Source organism: Ralstonia sp. PBBBR1, from assembly GCF_002256165.1.
In the GTDB taxonomy this organism is placed as follows: domain Bacteria; phylum Pseudomonadota; class Gammaproteobacteria; order Burkholderiales; family Burkholderiaceae; genus Ralstonia; species Ralstonia thomasii.
Map to the genome: position 1 here is coordinate 607,588 of NZ_NKIL01000002.1, position 14,723 is coordinate 622,310.

The 14,723-nt window shown below is 64.3% G+C and carries 17 protein-coding genes; 7 read left to right on the forward strand and 10 right to left on the reverse strand.

The genetic code is table 11. The features are described from left to right. Nucleotides 1–10 precede the first annotated feature (10 nt). A complete protein-coding gene (locus CFE42_RS02870; protein WP_004626159.1) occupies nucleotides 11–1,240 on the forward strand; it encodes a cupin domain-containing protein in 1,230 nt (409 codons plus the stop codon). A gap of 240 nt (nucleotides 1,241–1,480) precedes the next feature. After that, complete coding sequence (locus CFE42_RS02875; RefSeq protein ID WP_037043393.1) at nucleotides 1,481–1,723, forward strand: hypothetical protein; 243 nt, start codon at nucleotides 1,481–1,483, stop codon at nucleotides 1,721–1,723. A 156-nt stretch (nucleotides 1,724–1,879) separates the two neighbouring features. Here CFE42_RS02875 and CFE42_RS02880 read toward each other — a convergent pair whose 3' ends face one another. The 8 genes from CFE42_RS02880 to CFE42_RS02915 all read right to left on the reverse strand — a co-directional run bounded on the left by CFE42_RS02880 (nucleotide 1,880) and on the right by CFE42_RS02915 (nucleotide 8,991). Next, nucleotides 1,880–2,665, reverse strand: coding sequence for an MBL fold metallo-hydrolase (locus CFE42_RS02880; protein ID WP_004626158.1), 786 nt, complete (start codon nucleotides 2,663–2,665; stop codon nucleotides 1,880–1,882). A gap of 34 nt (nucleotides 2,666–2,699) precedes the next feature. Beyond that, nucleotides 2,700–3,896, reverse strand: coding sequence for an outer membrane protein assembly factor BamC (gene bamC / locus CFE42_RS02885; RefSeq protein WP_004626157.1), 1,197 nt, complete (start codon nucleotides 3,894–3,896; stop codon nucleotides 2,700–2,702). A gap of 61 nt (nucleotides 3,897–3,957) precedes the next feature. After that, complete coding sequence (dapA, locus tag CFE42_RS02890; protein WP_004626156.1) at nucleotides 3,958–4,842, reverse strand: 4-hydroxy-tetrahydrodipicolinate synthase; 885 nt, start codon at nucleotides 4,840–4,842, stop codon at nucleotides 3,958–3,960. Between the two features lie 118 nt (nucleotides 4,843–4,960). Next, nucleotides 4,961–5,527, reverse strand: a complete 567-nt coding sequence (locus tag CFE42_RS02895; protein ID WP_037043388.1) for a class I SAM-dependent methyltransferase — start codon at nucleotides 5,525–5,527, stop codon at nucleotides 4,961–4,963. A gap of 10 nt (nucleotides 5,528–5,537) precedes the next feature. Next, complete coding sequence (locus CFE42_RS02900) at nucleotides 5,538–6,740, reverse strand: tryptophan--tRNA ligase (RefSeq protein WP_004626154.1); 1,203 nt, start codon at nucleotides 6,738–6,740, stop codon at nucleotides 5,538–5,540. 21 nt (nucleotides 6,741–6,761) lie between these two features. Beyond that, the gene (locus CFE42_RS02905; RefSeq protein ID WP_004626153.1) at nucleotides 6,762–7,427 is read right to left on the reverse strand and encodes a site-2 protease family protein; all 666 of its coding nucleotides are present in this window, start codon (nucleotides 7,425–7,427) and stop codon (nucleotides 6,762–6,764) included. Between the two features lie 66 nt (nucleotides 7,428–7,493). Next, complete coding sequence (locus tag CFE42_RS02910; RefSeq protein ID WP_004626152.1) at nucleotides 7,494–8,117, reverse strand: L-threonylcarbamoyladenylate synthase; 624 nt, start codon at nucleotides 8,115–8,117, stop codon at nucleotides 7,494–7,496. A 13-nt stretch (nucleotides 8,118–8,130) separates the two neighbouring features. Next, the gene (locus CFE42_RS02915; RefSeq protein ID WP_037043386.1) at nucleotides 8,131–8,991 is read right to left on the reverse strand and encodes a 3',5'-nucleoside bisphosphate phosphatase; all 861 of its coding nucleotides are present in this window, start codon (nucleotides 8,989–8,991) and stop codon (nucleotides 8,131–8,133) included. Nucleotides 8,992–9,141: 150 nt separating this feature from the next. Here CFE42_RS02915 and CFE42_RS02920 point away from each other — a divergent pair, with 150 nt between their 5' ends. The 3 genes from CFE42_RS02920 to CFE42_RS02930 are packed head-to-tail and all read left to right on the forward strand — an operon-like array spanning nucleotide 9,142 to nucleotide 11,160. After that, nucleotides 9,142–10,221 carry an NAD(P)/FAD-dependent oxidoreductase gene (locus CFE42_RS02920; protein WP_037043495.1) on the forward strand — a complete coding sequence of 360 codons (1,080 nt, stop codon included), beginning with the start codon at nucleotides 9,142–9,144 and terminating at the stop codon, nucleotides 10,219–10,221. Between the two features lie 7 nt (nucleotides 10,222–10,228). Then, nucleotides 10,229–10,774 carry a DUF4166 domain-containing protein gene (locus tag CFE42_RS02925; protein ID WP_004626149.1) on the forward strand — a complete coding sequence of 182 codons (546 nt, stop codon included), beginning with the start codon at nucleotides 10,229–10,231 and terminating at the stop codon, nucleotides 10,772–10,774. Then, nucleotides 10,771–11,160 carry a thiol-disulfide oxidoreductase DCC family protein gene (locus CFE42_RS02930; RefSeq protein ID WP_004626147.1) on the forward strand — a complete coding sequence of 130 codons (390 nt, stop codon included), beginning with the start codon at nucleotides 10,771–10,773 and terminating at the stop codon, nucleotides 11,158–11,160. Before CFE42_RS02925 ends, CFE42_RS02930 begins: the two co-directional genes overlap by 4 nt. Nucleotides 11,161–11,168: 8 nt before the next feature. Here CFE42_RS02930 and CFE42_RS02935 read toward each other — a convergent pair whose 3' ends face one another. Beyond that, nucleotides 11,169–12,086 carry an alpha/beta hydrolase gene (locus CFE42_RS02935; RefSeq protein WP_004626145.1) on the reverse strand — a complete coding sequence of 306 codons (918 nt, stop codon included), beginning with the start codon at nucleotides 12,084–12,086 and terminating at the stop codon, nucleotides 11,169–11,171. Between the two features lie 79 nt (nucleotides 12,087–12,165). Beyond that, on the reverse strand, nucleotides 12,166–13,008 hold the full coding sequence (locus CFE42_RS02940) for a ferritin-like domain-containing protein (RefSeq protein ID WP_193747911.1): 843 nt from the start codon (nucleotides 13,006–13,008) through the stop codon (nucleotides 12,166–12,168). 115 nt (nucleotides 13,009–13,123) lie between these two features. Between CFE42_RS02940 and CFE42_RS02945 the strand changes: the two genes are divergently transcribed. Next, on the forward strand, nucleotides 13,124–13,651 hold the full coding sequence (locus CFE42_RS02945) for a gamma carbonic anhydrase family protein (RefSeq protein WP_004626140.1): 528 nt from the start codon (nucleotides 13,124–13,126) through the stop codon (nucleotides 13,649–13,651). Continuing rightward, complete coding sequence (locus CFE42_RS02950; RefSeq protein WP_004626139.1) at nucleotides 13,648–14,661, forward strand: Hsp33 family molecular chaperone HslO; 1,014 nt, start codon at nucleotides 13,648–13,650, stop codon at nucleotides 14,659–14,661. Before CFE42_RS02945 ends, CFE42_RS02950 begins: the two co-directional genes overlap by 4 nt. Nucleotides 14,662–14,723 lie beyond the last annotated feature (62 nt).

The following is a 14,723-nucleotide window of genomic DNA, read 5'->3' on the forward strand; positions in this document are numbered from 1 at the left end:
TGCGCACTCCATGAACGAAGTCCCATTATACGCTGCCGATGGCGGCGTCCAACCTGCTCTTCCAGCGGGGCATCCGGCGCAACTCCTCGGCGGGCTGTCACCGCGCGATTTCATGCGCACGCACTGGCAGAAGAAGCCTCTGCTGATCCGGCAGGCACTCTCCCCCGAAGAGATGCGTGCGCTGCACTTTCCGCTCTCGCCTGAACGTGTACTTGCCCTGGCTGCGCGCCCCGATGTCGAGTCCCGCTTGATCGCGCAATCGCGCGGGCGCTGGTCGTTCAATCACGGCCCCTTCGACGAACGCCCGCTGCCCTCGCGCAAGACACGCAACTGGTCGGTGCTTGTGCAGGGCGCGAACCTCGTCGAGCCAGCGGTCGAAGCGTTGATGCAGCGTTTCCGGTTCATTCCCGACGCGCGGCTCGATGACGTGATGATCAGCTTCGCAACCGACGGCGGCGGCGTCGGCCCGCACTTCGATTCGTACGATGTGTTCCTGCTGCAGGCCCACGGCAGGCGCCGCTGGCGCATCTCAGCCCAGGACGATCTCACGCTCGTCCCCGATCTGCCGCTCAAGATCCTCGCCAACTTCCAGCCCGAAGAGGAATTCGTACTAGAGCCCGGCGACATGCTGTATCTGCCGCCGCACTACGCACATGACGGCGTGGCCGAGGGCGACTGCATGACGTATTCGATCGGCTTCCGCTCACCGTCGTACCGCGAACTGGCCGGCCACTTCCTGGGCTTCCTGTCGCAAACGCTGGAAGACGACCCCAACTTCGACGGCCGCTACGCCGATCCCGAACAGAAGCCCACCACCCACCCCGGCGAACTGCCGGCCGCCATGGTCAAGGCCCTTGTCCAGAAGCTCAACGCGTTGCGCTGGACGCCTGAACTCGTCGGTGAATTCCTCGGCGCGTACCTTTCCGAACCCAAGGATCACGTCGACTTCGTCACGCAGCCCCGCTTGCCGCTTGCCCGCTTCACGGCTCGGGCGCGCAAGGAAGGCATCGTGCTGGACGCGCGCACGCAGGCGCTGTATGACGCGCAACGCTTCTGGATCAACGGCGATACGTTTGAACCATCGGGAACGCTGCTTGCGTGGCTCTCCGCGTTGGCGGACGCACGTCGTGCGAGCGCTGCATCCGTGGATGCGGCGGCCGGCTTGCCAGATCTGATGGATACGCTGCACGCTTGGTACGAAGAAGGCTGGCTCAGGCTGGCTGGACCCGCGCAACGATGATTCCGCATTGAAACAGATCGTTACAAAAGCGTCTGAATCGCACGTGCGTCAGCCCCGACTCAGCTACACACAGTAGGTAAAGGCCGCTATAATCCGACGCTAGCTTGCAAGCCGAGCAGTCCTCGTGCGGCTTGGCTGCCAGCATAGAAGAAGGTGTAGTACCTGAGCGATAATTACCGGTAATTATTCATCGCGCTTTCTGTTGTCCGCTTTCCATAATTCAGTTTAAGGATCGAAAAAATGAAAAAGTCTCTCCTGATCGCCTCGCTGATGGCTGCTGTGGCTCTGGCTGCTTGCGGTAAGAAGGAAGAAGCCGCTGCTCCGGCCGCCGCTCCGGAAGCTTCGGCTCCCGCCGCTGCTGCTCCGGCTGCCCCGGCTGCTTCGGACGCCGCTGCTGCTCCGGCTGCCCCGGCTGCTTCGGACGCCGCTGCTGCTCCGGCTGCTTCGGATGCTGCTGCTTCGGCCCCGGCTGCCAAGCAATAATCGCGTTTCTCGCGAGACAAAAAAGCCGACCTTCAGGTCGGCTTTTTTTATGGGCGCCCATCTAGCGTTGGAACTCCGAGCAGCAACTACGCGACCCATCCGCCATTCAAAGTTGTTTCTGAATCTTACAAGCCGCGTCGATCGGACCAGCCGCCCTCAAACGGTGCACCAAAGCAGGCCCTCTTCCTGATCCGCAATCGGCACGTCTTCAGTGCGAGCCCCCAGGGGCACGGCAATCGCCTCAGCAGCCAATAGCGGCGTGTTGTTCTGTTTGGACAGATGCGCAGCAACGACCGTATGCAACGCGTCGTGGCGAACGCGCGTAAGGATCGCGGCTGCAATGTCATTGGCCAAATGGCCGAAATCTCCACCGATACGCCGTTTCAATGACCACGGATAGGCTGAATTGGCCAGCATCTCGCGGTCATGATTGCATTCGAGCACGAGGGCATGCATGCCTGCCAGATGGGCGCACAGGTATTCCGTCAACATGCCGGCATCGGTCAGCACACCCAGGCGCCGCGCACCGTCGTTGAAAACGAACTGCAGTGGCTCGCGCGCGTCGTGCGGCACGGTGTACGGCAGGATCTGCAGATCGCCGACACAGAACATATCGTCGGCGCGGCAGAAACGCACGGCTGCACGGTCGGCGCCGCGCAGGTTTTCCGTGGCGCGATACGTACCGTGGCTGGTCCAGACGGGGATATCGAATTTGGCGGCAACCGCATAGGCGCTGCCAACGTGATCGCTATGCTCGTGCGTGACGAGGATGGCGTTGAGGGATTCGGGCGTACAGCCCAGGCGCTCGAGCCGCCGCACAGTCTCGCGGATACCGAATCCGCAATCCAGCAGGATGCGCGTGCACGTCGCGCCGCTCGCGGATTCCACGAGCAGCGCATTGCCTTCACTGCCGCTGCCAAGGCTGGCGAATCTCAGTGTCATCGCCCACCCAGGCAGCCGTACTGCATGATGCCGATTACCGCAGTTGCTCGTCGAGCAGCGACAGGATGCGCTTGCCGATGTCGCCGGTCTGCGCGGAGCCATCGTCGTTTTGCACCAGCACCGTCGAAGACGTGCCAGCATCCTTCACGACCACGCGGTAACGCTTGGCCCGCTTGAGGTCTTCGATCTTCGTGCCCGAGAACAGGCGCGAGAAGAAGCCCGGTGCGTTGGCTTCGGCACGCGTATCAGCGTAGCGAACGAAGTAGACCCCTTGCGAGCGGTCGCGGTCATCCACGGTGAAGTTCACGCGATCCAGCGCCAAGCCCACGGTGCGCCATGCGCGATCAAAGGGCTCCGGCACCTGCAGGACCGGTTGGCCATTCGACTGCGTCAGCAACGATGGGCCGGTACGCGGGGCCGGTTCAGCCTTCGTGCCGTCTTGCACCGGGTGCGCTGCCTGCGTTTGCGCGAGCTTCTGCTGTGCGGCCTCCTTGCTGGCGCCCAGCCGCTGCATCAGGCGCGACAGGAATTCGGCTTCGAGTTCCGGATCGGCCGGACGCGGCGTCCACACGGTCTGGTCCTTGGACGAACCGACCAGTTGTTCCTGCGCGCCGCGGTGCGAGATGTAGACTTCGACCGTGCCGTTCGGACCCTTCTCGATGCGGGTGCGGAACTTGTCACGCTCAGACGTCGAGTACAAGCCATCGAATACCTTGCCGACGGTGCGGCGGATGATGTCCTGCGGAATCTTCGCGCGGTTTTCAGCCCAGTCGGTTTCCATGATACCGGTCTCGGGCGAGTCGATCACCAGCAGGAAGCCCAGTTCTTGCCAGAACGTGCGCAATTGCGGCCACAAGGCATCCGGCGTGGTCTTCACGAGCAGCCAGCGCTGATTGCCATCACGCTCGATGCGCATGTCGGACACGGCAGGCAGCACATTCTCGGTGCCCGAGCCGGGCGTCGTGACCTTGGGCGCCGTTGACGTATACGCCGACAGCGTGGTCGTGCCCGTGTCCGGTGCGGCATAGCGGCGGTCAGCCTGGATGCCGGTCAGGTCGGGCGGGACCTCAAGCGTCGGGCCTTTCTTGGCCTGCGATTTGTAATCGATGCGGTCCGGCTGCATCACCTCATTGACGGTATCGCAACCGGAAATCAGGGCAACCGACAGCGCGGCCAGCAACAGTTGAGCGGACGTCGCCACAGCCCCGCGACGGGTTTGGTACAGTTTCATTGACTTGCGATCCTTCAGATGAGAACGATGGCTTAAGGGCCTGAGAAGCGCCTTGAAACAATCAGGAGAGCAGCCCGGCATCCTTCAGGGATGCGCGCACAACCTCGTGATACTGGGGTGCCAGCGGCGTCAACGGCAGGCGAATGCCACCTTCCATCTTGTCCATGGCCTGGAGAGCCCACTTGACGGGAATCGGGTTCGACTCGACGAACAGGTTCTTGTGCACCGACAGCAGTTGCATGTGGATGCGGCGAGCCGTCTCCACGTCGCCGCGCATGGCGGCAACGCACAGTTCGTGCATGGCACGCGGCGCCACGTTGGCCGTCACGGAAATGTTGCCGTGGCCACCCAGCAGCATCAGCGCGATGGCCGTCGGATCATCCCCGCTGTAAATCTTGAACGAGGCCGGTGCGCCCTTGATGAGGTGCGCGGCGCGGTCGATGTTGCCCGTGGCTTCCTTCACGCCGATGATGCCCGGCACTTCGGCCAGCCGCAGCATGGTTTCGACCGTCATATCGGCCACGGTGCGGCCCGGCACGTTGTACAGAATGACCGGCAGATCCACCGACTCGGCCACCTTGCGGAAGTGCAGATACATGCCTTCCTGCGTCGGCTTGTTGTAGTACGGCACGACCTGCAGGGAGGCATCAGCGCCTACTTGCTTGGCGTAGGCCGTCAGCTCCACCGCCTCGGTGGTGGAGTTGCCGCCGGTACCGGCAATGATGGGAATGCGCTTGTTGGCCTGCTCGACCGCCACGCGGATTAGTTCACGGTGCTCTTCCACCGACACGGTCGGCGATTCGCCGCTGGTTCCGACGATCACGATGCCGTCGGTGCCTTCGGCGATGTGCCAGTCGATGAGCTTGCGCAGGGACGGGAAATCAAGGCTGCCGTCCTCGTGCATGGGCGTGACGATGGCGACGAGACTGCCGGAAATCTGGATCATGGTTTCGAAAGCAGACAAAAGCGTGAACGTAAACAATTGGATTGTACCGGATCGTCAGAACGGATTCGCCACATCTGAGACCCGCCAAGAGACGGGTAAGCCGCCGTCCTCAGCAACTTCAAAGTGCGTAGCGCGGCGCAACCGCCCCTGAGGGCTCGCGAACCGCGCAAATCCGCTGCACGTAAGCGTCTCGGGGCGATGCGAGAAAACCGTCTTCGTAGCCGATCACCCGCATCTGGCCTCGCACGGCATCGAGCAGTTCGCCCGGTGCCAGCAGGAATGCCGGGTTCGACGGCTTCCCGACGGTTTCGTTTCCGTCGGCGAAAGTTTCGTAGATCAGCCGGCCGCCCAGCGCGACGGCCGCCAGCAAGTGCGGCCAAAGCGGTCGGTGCAGATAGTTCGTGACGACAACGGCATCGAAAGTGGCGCCGGCAGGCAACGGCCAGGGGCCGCCTTCGATGTCAGCGACGATGGTTTCGGCGATGCCGGCGAGGCCCGACAGCGCGGCCGCATCGCGGTCGATGCCAGTCAGGCGTAGACCGCGTGCGGCCAGCCAGCGCACGTGGCGTCCACTGCCGCAAGCCACGTCCAGCACGGAGGCGCCAGCCGGCAGTCCAGCAGCCCAACGCACCACCCACGGCGAGGGCGCAGCGAACGTGTGTGAATCAGACGCGACAGCAGACATCAACAGCCCATCAGCTGTACGACAGACCCATCGCCTCGCGCACCTCGCGCATGGTCTCCTGCGTAACCTTGCGGGCGTTGTCGCAGCCATCGGCAATGATGGCGCGCAGCAGTGACGGATCGTCGATGTATTTCTGGGCGCGCTCAAGCATCGGCTGCTGCTCCCGCAGGATGCCCTCGATCACGGGCTGCTTGCACTCCAGGCAGCCAATGCCGGCGCTGCGGCAACCCTTTTGCACCCACTCTTTCGTGTCGGCATCAGAGTAGACCTGATGCAACTGCCAGACCGGGCACTTGTCCGGGTCGCCCGGATCGGTGCGGCGCACGCGAGCCGGATCGGTCGGCATGGTGCGAACCTTTTTCTCGACGGTTTCCTTGTCCTCGCGCATGCGGATCGTGTTGCCGTACGACTTGGACATCTTCTGGCCATCAAGACCCGGCATGCGCGATGCCTCGGTCAGCAGCACCTGCGGTTCGGGCAGGATGATCTTGCGGGCGCCTTCCAGATAGCCGAACAGGCGTTCGCGGTCGCCCATGGACAGGCTCTGCGATTCGGCCAGCAGCGCGCGGGCCTGCTCCAGGGCCTCGTCTTCACCACGCTCCTGGTAGGCAGTGCGCAGTTCCAGATACAGCTTGGCGCGCTTGCCCCCGAGCTTCTTGGCCGCTTCCAGCGCCTTCTCTTCGAAACCTGGTTCGCGGCCATAGAGGTAGTTGAAGCGGCGGGCGACTTCGCGCGTCATCTCGACGTGCGGCACCTGGTCTTCGCCCACCGGCACGAAGCCGGCGCGGTAGATCAGGATGTCGGCGGCTTGCAGCAGCGGGTAACCGAGGAAGCCGTAGGTGGAGAGGTCCTTCTCCTTGAGCTTCTCGATTTGGTCCTTGTATGTCGGCACGCGTTCGAGCCAGCCCAGCGGCGTGCCCATCGAGAGCAGTAGGAACAGCTCCGCGTGCTCGGGCACACGGCTCTGGATGAACAGCGTGGACTGCGTCGGATCGACACCGGCAGCGAGCCAGTCGATCAGCATTTCCCACACCGATTCCTCGATCACCTCGGGCGACTCGTAGTGCGTGGTCAGCGCATGCCAGTCGGCGACGAAGAAGAAGCACGGGTATTCGGCTTGCAGCCGGACCCAGTTTTTCAGGACGCCGTGGTAATGCCCCAGGTGCAGAGCACCGGTCGGACGCATGCCAGAGAGAACGCGGTCAGGAAACATGAGGGAAATGGGGTTGAAGACTCAGGAAAACAGCATCTGCAGCGGACTCAGAATCCACTGCAGCAGTTGAAACAGCAGCGCCATGATCGGGCGCATCCAGACGTTGGTGATGACGTTGGAAATAATCAACGCCATCACGATAAAGAAGCCGAACGGTTCGATGCGCGACAGACCGAGCGCCATCCGAGGTGGCAGGAGTGCTGCCAGCACGCGCCCGCCATCGAGCGGCGGCAGCGGAAACATGTTGAACGCGGCCATCACCATATTGACCAGAATGCCAGCGCGCGCCATGCCGATCAGGAACGGTTCGTTCACACCGCCCACCGCGAACACCACCGCCAACACGCCCCAGAAGATCGCCTGGACAAAGTTGGTGACGGGCCCCGCCAGCGCCACCCACATGCCATGCCAGCGCGGGTCCCGCAGACGGTCGAAGCGCACCGGCACCGGCTTGGCATAGCCGAAAACAAAGGCACCCTGGGTTGCAAAATACAGCAACAGCGGCATCGCAATCGTGCCGATGGGATCGATGTGCCGCAGCGGATTGATGCTGACGCGGCCCATGACATAGGCTGTATCGTCGCCGAAATGCTTGGCGACGTAACCGTGCGCCGCCTCATGCAGCGTGATGGCAAACAGGACGGGAATCGCGTAAACCGCGATGTTCTGGATCAGTGTGGGGTCCATAAGCGCGCTATTGTAGCAAGCGCGCGCCGCGGCACGGCGCCACCGAAGCACGCGCCAAGGGCTCGCCTACAGGCCCACGCGAGCCGGATCACCCCGGCCTTGGCGCACAAGTTCGGGCTCGCCGCTCGTCAGGTCGATGACGGTGGTGGGTTCGGCCGGGGCCGGGCCGCCGTCGATGACGAGTTCAAGCTGCTTTTCAAGCCGATCCCGAATGGTCTCGGCCTCGTTGAGGGGTTCGTCATCGCCGGGCAGTTGCAGCGTGGCGGAGAGCAGCGGCTCACCCAGTTCCGCCATCAGCGCCAGGGGAATCGCGTGTTCCGGTACGCGCAGGCCGATCGTCTTGCGCGACGGGTGCGAAAGCCGGCGCGGCACCTCCTTGGTCGCCTCCAGCAGGAAGACGAACGGCCCCGGTGTGGCCGCCTTCAGCACGCGATATTGCTTGTTGTCGACACGCGCGAACGTGGCCAGCTCGGAAAGGTCCCGGCACATCAATGTCAGGTGGTGCTTTTCGTCGATGCCGCGCACGCGGCGCAGGCGCTCGACGGCCGATTTGTCGTCCAGATGGCAGGCGAGCGCGTAGCAGGAATCGGTGGGCAGCGCGACCAGGCCGCCGGCGCGGATGATCTCCGCCGCCTGGCGAATCAGGCGCCCTTGCGGCGTGGTCGGGTGGATCTGGAAGAACTGGGACATGGCACCCGCGCGCTCAGGACGTCCACCGGCTCCACACCGGCGTCAGGTTGTCGGGCAGCGGCGGCAGTGTGCCGAGTTCGACGCGGCCCTCGCCGGGGCCATGAAAGTCTGAACCGCGCGATGCCAGCAGGCCGTAACGGCGGGCTACGTCGGCGTACAGCGCGTACTGGTCGGGGGTATGGCTGCCGGTGACGACTTCGACCCCCTCGCCGCCCAGCGCCTTGAATTCATCAAACAGCGCACCGTGCTCGACCAGCGACAACGTGTAGCGCCCCGGATGCGCCATCACTGCGACGCCGCCCGCGCCCTTGATCCAGTTGATCGCATCGGCCAGGCGCGCCCAGCGATGCGGCACGTAGCCCGGCTTGCCGTCGCCCAGATAGCGGTCGAACACCTCGTGGATGTCCCGGCAGTGACCGTGCTCGACGAGGAAGCGTGCGAAATGGGTGCGCGAGACCATGTCCGGGTTGCCGGCGTAGCGCAAAGCACCTTCGTAGGCGCCTTCGATGCCGAGCTTGGCAAGCGCGGCGCTGATGTCTTCAGCGCGCGCGCAGCGGCCGGAGCGCGTGCGTTCCAGGCCCTGCGCCAGATCGGCGTTATCCGGATCGATGCCCAGGCCGACGATGTGCAGCGTGCGCCCCGCCCACGTCACGGAAATCTCCACACCCGAGAGGTAATCCATGCCCAGGGCCGTTGCGGCTTCGCGCGCGGCGGCCTGTCCACCCACTTCGTCGTGGTCGGTCAACGCCCAGAGCGTCACACCGTGGGCGGCAGCGCGCGCGGCAACTTCGTGCGGCGCGAGCATGCCGTCCGACACCGTGGAGTGGCAGTGCAGATCGGCATTTCGGGCGGAGGCGGCGGAGAGATTTGGCATTTCGCCATTTTACTGCTGCGGCGCGCAACCGGGGGGCCCTGCCCCCCATGGATCGGCATCCGGAAGACCCGACTGCCCGTGGCGGTGTTCGCGGCGGGCCGCTTGCTGCAGGCTATAGTGGCCGCATTGTTTCGTTTCCTTCGCTTTGTCATGACTTCCGCCGCCACTCTCAACGCCGATTCCCCCCAGCCCGTGGAGCAACGCACCGACGTGCTTGTCGTGGGCGCTGGGCCGGTAGGCCTGTTCGCGGCGTTCCAGGCGGGCGTGCTTGGCATGTCGTGTGTGCTGGTGGATGCATTGGACCGCCCGGGTGGTCAATGCACAGAGCTGTACCCGGAAAAACCCATCTACGACATCCCGGCGCTGGTGTCGTGCACCGCACAGGAACTCGTCGATCGGCTGATGGCCCAGTGCGCGCCGTTCAACTACCCCATCCTGTGTGGTCGCCGGGCCGAAACCGTGGAAACGCTGGAAAACGAGCACGGCCGGCGCTTTCGGGTCACCACCAGCGCCGGCGACGTGTTCGACTGCGCCGCCGTACTCATCACGGCAGGCAACGGCGCGTTCACCCCACAACGTGTGGCTTTGCCTGAAGCGGGCGCACTGGAAGGCCGCCATCTGCACTATGCCGTGCGCGACACCGCGCGCTTTGCGGGCAAGCGCGTCGTGATCGCCGGCGGCGGGGATTCCGCGCTCGACTGGGCGCTCGCGCTGCGCAAAGTCGCCGCACGCGTGACACTGGTCCATCGGCGAGAGGGCTTCCGCGCAGCCGATGCCAGCGTTGCTGAAATGCGCGCCGCCGTCGTCGCCGGCGAAATGGATTTCGTGCTCGGCATGCTTTCGCGCCTGGACAGCACGCCCGACGGCACGCTCATCGGCGCAGCCATCCGCGGGCGCGACGGCGAAACCGTTCTGCCCTGCGATGAACTGATCGCCCTGTATGGTCTGGTTTCCGAGCCGGGCCCGATTGTCAACTGGGGCGTGGAGATGCGCGCCGGCCGCATCACGGTGGAAACAACGGCGTACGAGACCTCGCGCCCGGGCGTGTTCGCGGCGGGCGATATCGCGCTGTATCCGAACAAGCAGAAGCTGATTCTGTCGGGCTTCCATGAAGTGGCGATGGCGCTGCGCCGCGCTTACCGCTATGCGAACCCAGACAAGACGCTCGTGCATACGCATTCGAGCAACGACGCCGGGCTGCAGACGAAGCTGCATGTGGCGGCGGAATAAGTCTCGCATGCGCGCACCGTCGCTCTACGAAACCGTGCTTGGTGCGAGATATGCGGAACTGGCGCCGGCCGTGCAAACCTTCCACCGCCTGACCGGCGCGGTGACGCTGCACGGCGAAGTCGAAACGGAACCGCCAGCCTCGCACCTCGCACGCGTGCTTGCATGGTGCATTCGCACGCCGCGGACACCGACGCGTGGCCCGCTCCGAATCACGCTCAACACCGCCGGCACAGAAGAAATCTGGACGCGCCAGTTTCCCCGCCACACGATGCGCTCGACCTTGTCGCTGCACCGGGGGTACCTCACAGAGCGGCTCGGCGCAGTGCGCCTGTTCTTTTCGCTGGAGGCGAATCACGCCGTATTGCGCATGCGTCTGGAAGGCTTGCGCTTCCTCGGCATCCCTTGCCCTGCCTGGCTGCGGCCCGCCGTGTTGGCCGAGGAATCCGGTGACGGTGACCGCTTCCGGTTCAACGTGCGTGCCAGTGTGCCGTTGCTCGGCGTGGTAGCGGCGTATCGAGGTTATCTCGACCTGTCTACGATGGAGCGCGAATGATCGTCGTCTACGATGCGCACTGCCTGCTGTGCAGCGGCTCCATCCAGTTTCTGCTGCGGCATGACCGGCAAGGGTTGCTGCGCTTCGCGTCCATGCAGGGTCAAACTGGGCAGCAGCTGCTCGCGCAGGCCGGCGTGAATCCGGATGACGTGGATACCGTGCTCTTCGTGCGAGACGGCCGTGCGTGGCGTGAAAGCGCGGCCGTCCTGCGCATCCTGCATGCGCTTGGCTGGCCGTGGCGCTTGGCCTGGATCGGCTGGTTGATCCCCGCAACGCTGCGCGACGCGTTGTATCGCCGCGTTGCACGCAATCGCTATCGATGGTTTGGGCGGTCAGACACCTGCATCCTGCCGCCGCCCGGCGCGGCGCAGCGGTTTCTTGATTGACCTGCCGCTTAGCGCTGCAAACAGAACTCTTCGATCAGCGCGGCCACCTGTTCAGGCTGATCGTGATGCAGCATGTGCCCTGCATCCGCAATCAGCACCTCACGGAAATCAGGAAACGCCGTAAAGCGCGTCTTGAACTCGGCCAGCGGCACGTCGCCAGCAATGGCTTTTAGTGTGGGCGAATCGACTGCCTCGACGTGCAGCACCGGGGCGGTAACACGGCGCCAGATTTCCATCACCTCATCCAGCCGGTAAAGCTGCGGATTGATGATCTTGTGCGCCGGGTCGCCGAGGATCTCCCAGCGGCCGTCAGCATTCTGGCTCGACCAGTGTTGCGCCAGGAATGCGGCCTTGTCGGCCGGCAGGCGTGGGTTGGTCTTCTGCAGGCGCGCGGCGACGTCCTCGACGGTCGCGTAGGTGTTCAGGCGCGGCTTGTCCTTCAGTTCATCGAGCCATCGCGCATAGCGGCGCGGCGCCTGCGATGCCTTCGACGCCGACATGCCGAAGCCTTCCAGATCCACCACGCGCCGCACGCGCTCGGGCCGGATACCCGCGTACAGGCAAACCACGTTGGCGCCCAGGCTGTGCCCGACCAGCGTCACCTGCCCTTCCGGCTGGTAGTGGTCGATGATGGCTTCGAGGTCGGCCACGTAATCGGCAAACCAGTAGCTCTCGACGCCGGGGGCGTCCGTGGGCCGGGCGGTCTGGCCGTAGCCGCGCCAATCCGGCGCCACGATATGCCAGCGCTGGCGCAGCGCGTCGACCAGAAACTGGAACGATGCCGACACATCCATCCACCCGTGAAACAGGAAGAGGATTGGCGCACCCGGCTCGCCCCATTCGCGGATGTGGTAGCGCAGGCCGCGCACGGGCAGGTACGTCGAGCGGAATGCCAGGCGCACGGCAGGCTGTGTGGTGGAGTTCATGGTTTCCGTCACCGAATATAAATCGAACGATCGTTCTTTTTCTCGGGATTATAGCGGCGGATGAGCTGCGCCGTGGCGCTTAGAACGAGGCTTCCAGCGCGGCGATTTCGTCGTCGTCGAAACCAGCTTGGCGGCGCGCCTCGAGATTGAATGGCCCGCGCAAACGCGGCGCACCGTATTGCTCGGCCAGCTTGCGATACGTCGGCACGGGATCGAGCCCCGCGCGCTCGCATAGCCAGCGGTACCAGCGGTTGCCGACCGCCACGTGGCCAATCTCGTCGCGCAGGATGATGTCGAGGATACCTGCGGCGGCCATGTCGCCCGCCTGCGCCAACTTGGCGCGGATTGGCGGAGAGGCATCGAGCCCGCGCGCCTCCAGCGTGCGCGGCACCAGCGCCATGCGCGCGAGCGGATCGGCGGCGGTTTTCTCCGTCATCTGCCAAAGGCCGTCATGGGCCGGGTGATCGCCGTAGCGGCAATCGAGCGTGGCCAGATGGGCAGAAAGCAGCGAAAAGTGCGTCGCTTCTTCCGCCGCCACGCGCGTCCAGTCCTGGTAGAACGCCGTGGGCATCCCGGCAAAACGCCACACCGCGTCGAGTGCAAGATTGATGGCATTGAATTCGATGTGCGCGAGCGCGTGCAGCAGCGCGCCGCGACCGCGTGGCGTATCGATCGCACGACGGCGCGGAACCTCGGACGGCGGCACGAGCACCGGTACGGCGGGGCGGCCGGGGACACCGTTTGCTGGTGCCGCAATGGCCTCGTCAATGCCCCAGCTCGCGTCGTCGGCGTTCTTGGCGCGCTCGCCCAGACGCAGCGTGGCGTCCACCTTGCTGGCCGGATCGGTGAGACACAGCGCGGCCAGGGCAGCATGGCGCAGTGTGTGAGCGGGCGTTTGGTGGCGAGGTTGCGAAGCGGTCATCAGCGTACAATTTGGACTTTCCGCCATTTTAATTCGACGCATCGGCCTGCCTTGCCCGGCAAGCTTGAAGACGCGCTCTTTTCCCCCACCTAAGCAGACTCTGGAGACCGATCGCATGGCCCTCTACCAACTCGGCGATGTTGCACCGACCATTGACGCCAACGCCTATGTGGCCCCGGAAGCGACCGTCATCGGCCGCGTGGAGCTGAAGGCTCGCGCGAGCGTGTGGCCCGGTGCCGTCATCCGCGGCGACAACGAGCCGATTACAGTGGGCGAGGCCAGCAACGTGCAGGAAGGCTCGGTGCTGCACACCGACCCGGGTTGCCCGCTGAACATCGGCGACCGCGTAACGATCGGCCACCAGGCCATGCTCCATGGCTGCACGATCGGCGAAGGCTCTCTGATCGGCATCCAGGCGGTGGTGCTCAATCGCGCGGTGATCGGCAAGAACTGCCTGGTGGGCGCGGGTGCGATCGTCACCGAAGGCAAGGTCTTCGAAGACGGCACGCTCATTCTGGGCGCGCCTGCGAAGGCCGTGCGCAAACTGACGGAAGACGACATTGCCAAGATGCACCTGAACACCGAAACGTATGCAGTGCGTCAGGCGATGTACAAGCAGCAACTGAAACGGATTGATGGATGACTGACGAGCTGAAGAAATTTGTATTTGACGCTGCGCCCGTGCGCGGTGAACTGGTGCGCCTGGAAGGCACGTGGCAAGAAGTGCTGAACCGCCGCCGCTACCCCGCCCCGGTCAGCACGCTGCTGGGCGAGATGATGGCCGCTGCTGCGCTGCTGTCGGCCAACCTCAAGTTCAACGGCGCACTGGTGATGCAACTGCACGGCGACGGCCCGGTGCGCATGCTGGTCGTGGAGTGCAACTCCGACCTGTCGATGCGGGCCACTGCCAAGATTGCCGAAGGTGCCGAGATTGCCGACGACGCCACGCTGGCCACCATGGTCAACGTGCACGGCAACGGGCGCTTCGCCATCACGCTCGATCCGCAAGACAAGCTGCCCGGCCAGCAGCCATATCAGGGCATCGTGCCGCTGTCGGACGAGAACGGGCCGCTCGCCAGCATCACCGAAGTGCTTGAGCACTACATGCAAAGCTCCGAGCAGCTCGACACGCGTCTATGGCTGGCTGCCGACGGCAAGGTCGCGTCGGGCATGCTGCTGCAACGCTTGCCTTCGTATGGCGGTGCGATGGAAGGCCGCACGGGCCATGTGTTCGCACAGGTGGGCGAGACCGGCCAGCCTCTGCACAAGGACGTGCAGGAGCAAGACCTCGACACGTGGGAACGCGTTTGCCAGCTCGGCAAGACGCTGCGCCGCGACGAACTGCTCGGGCAGCCCATCGACACGCTCATCAAGCGCCTGTACTGGGAAGAAATGGAAGCCGCCGGCATCCGCATGTTCGAGCCGCAGAGCCCGCGTTTCCGCTGCTCGTGCTCGCGTCTGCGCGTGGGATCCATGCTGCGTTCGCTTGGCCATCCAGAGGTCGACAGCATTCTGGAAGAACGCGGCAAGGTGGAAATCGACTGCGAATTCTGCGGCCAGCACTACAGCTTCGACGCCGTGGATTGTGCACAGCTCTTCGCACAAGACACTGTCGCGCAGGGTATTCAGGGCGCATCCGACCAGCGCCACTGAACACGGCGACATAGTATGAAGTGCGCGTAGCGCGCGGCACTTATCAGTGCCGCCCACGCTCT

Bases quoted from the DNA above. Each gene is read 5' to 3' on its own strand.
- CFE42_RS02875 (WP_037043393.1), top strand. From the start codon at position 1,481: ATGAAAAAGTCTCTCCTGATCGCCTCGCTGATGGCTGCTGTGGCTCTG.
- CFE42_RS02870 (WP_004626159.1), top strand. From the start codon at position 11: ATGAACGAAGTCCCATTATACGCTGCCGATGGCGGCGTCCAACCTGCT.
- CFE42_RS02950 (WP_004626139.1), top strand. From the start codon at position 13,648: ATGACTGACGAGCTGAAGAAATTTGTATTTGACGCTGCGCCCGTGCGC.
- CFE42_RS02925 (WP_004626149.1), top strand. From the start codon at position 10,229: ATGCGCGCACCGTCGCTCTACGAAACCGTGCTTGGTGCGAGATATGCG.
- CFE42_RS02915 (WP_037043386.1), bottom strand. From the start codon at position 8,991: ATGCCAAATCTCTCCGCCGCCTCCGCCCGAAATGCCGATCTGCACTGC.
- CFE42_RS02900 (WP_004626154.1), bottom strand. From the start codon at position 6,740: ATGTTTCCTGACCGCGTTCTCTCTGGCATGCGTCCGACCGGTGCTCTG.
- CFE42_RS02880 (WP_004626158.1), bottom strand. From the start codon at position 2,665: ATGACACTGAGATTCGCCAGCCTTGGCAGCGGCAGTGAAGGCAATGCG.
- CFE42_RS02910 (WP_004626152.1), bottom strand. From the start codon at position 8,117: ATGTCCCAGTTCTTCCAGATCCACCCGACCACGCCGCAAGGGCGCCTG.
- CFE42_RS02920 (WP_037043495.1), top strand. From the start codon at position 9,142: ATGACTTCCGCCGCCACTCTCAACGCCGATTCCCCCCAGCCCGTGGAG.
- CFE42_RS02940 (WP_193747911.1), bottom strand. From the start codon at position 13,008: ATGACCGCTTCGCAACCTCGCCACCAAACGCCCGCTCACACACTGCGC.
- CFE42_RS02905 (WP_004626153.1), bottom strand. From the start codon at position 7,427: ATGGACCCCACACTGATCCAGAACATCGCGGTTTACGCGATTCCCGTC.
- CFE42_RS02945 (WP_004626140.1), top strand. From the start codon at position 13,124: ATGGCCCTCTACCAACTCGGCGATGTTGCACCGACCATTGACGCCAAC.
- CFE42_RS02895 (WP_037043388.1), bottom strand. From the start codon at position 5,527: ATGTCTGCTGTCGCGTCTGATTCACACACGTTCGCTGCGCCCTCGCCG.
- CFE42_RS02930 (WP_004626147.1), top strand. From the start codon at position 10,771: ATGATCGTCGTCTACGATGCGCACTGCCTGCTGTGCAGCGGCTCCATC.
- dapA (WP_004626156.1), bottom strand. From the start codon at position 4,842: ATGATCCAGATTTCCGGCAGTCTCGTCGCCATCGTCACGCCCATGCAC.
- CFE42_RS02935 (WP_004626145.1), bottom strand. From the start codon at position 12,086: ATGAACTCCACCACACAGCCTGCCGTGCGCCTGGCATTCCGCTCGACG.
- bamC (WP_004626157.1), bottom strand. From the start codon at position 3,896: ATGAAACTGTACCAAACCCGTCGCGGGGCTGTGGCGACGTCCGCTCAA.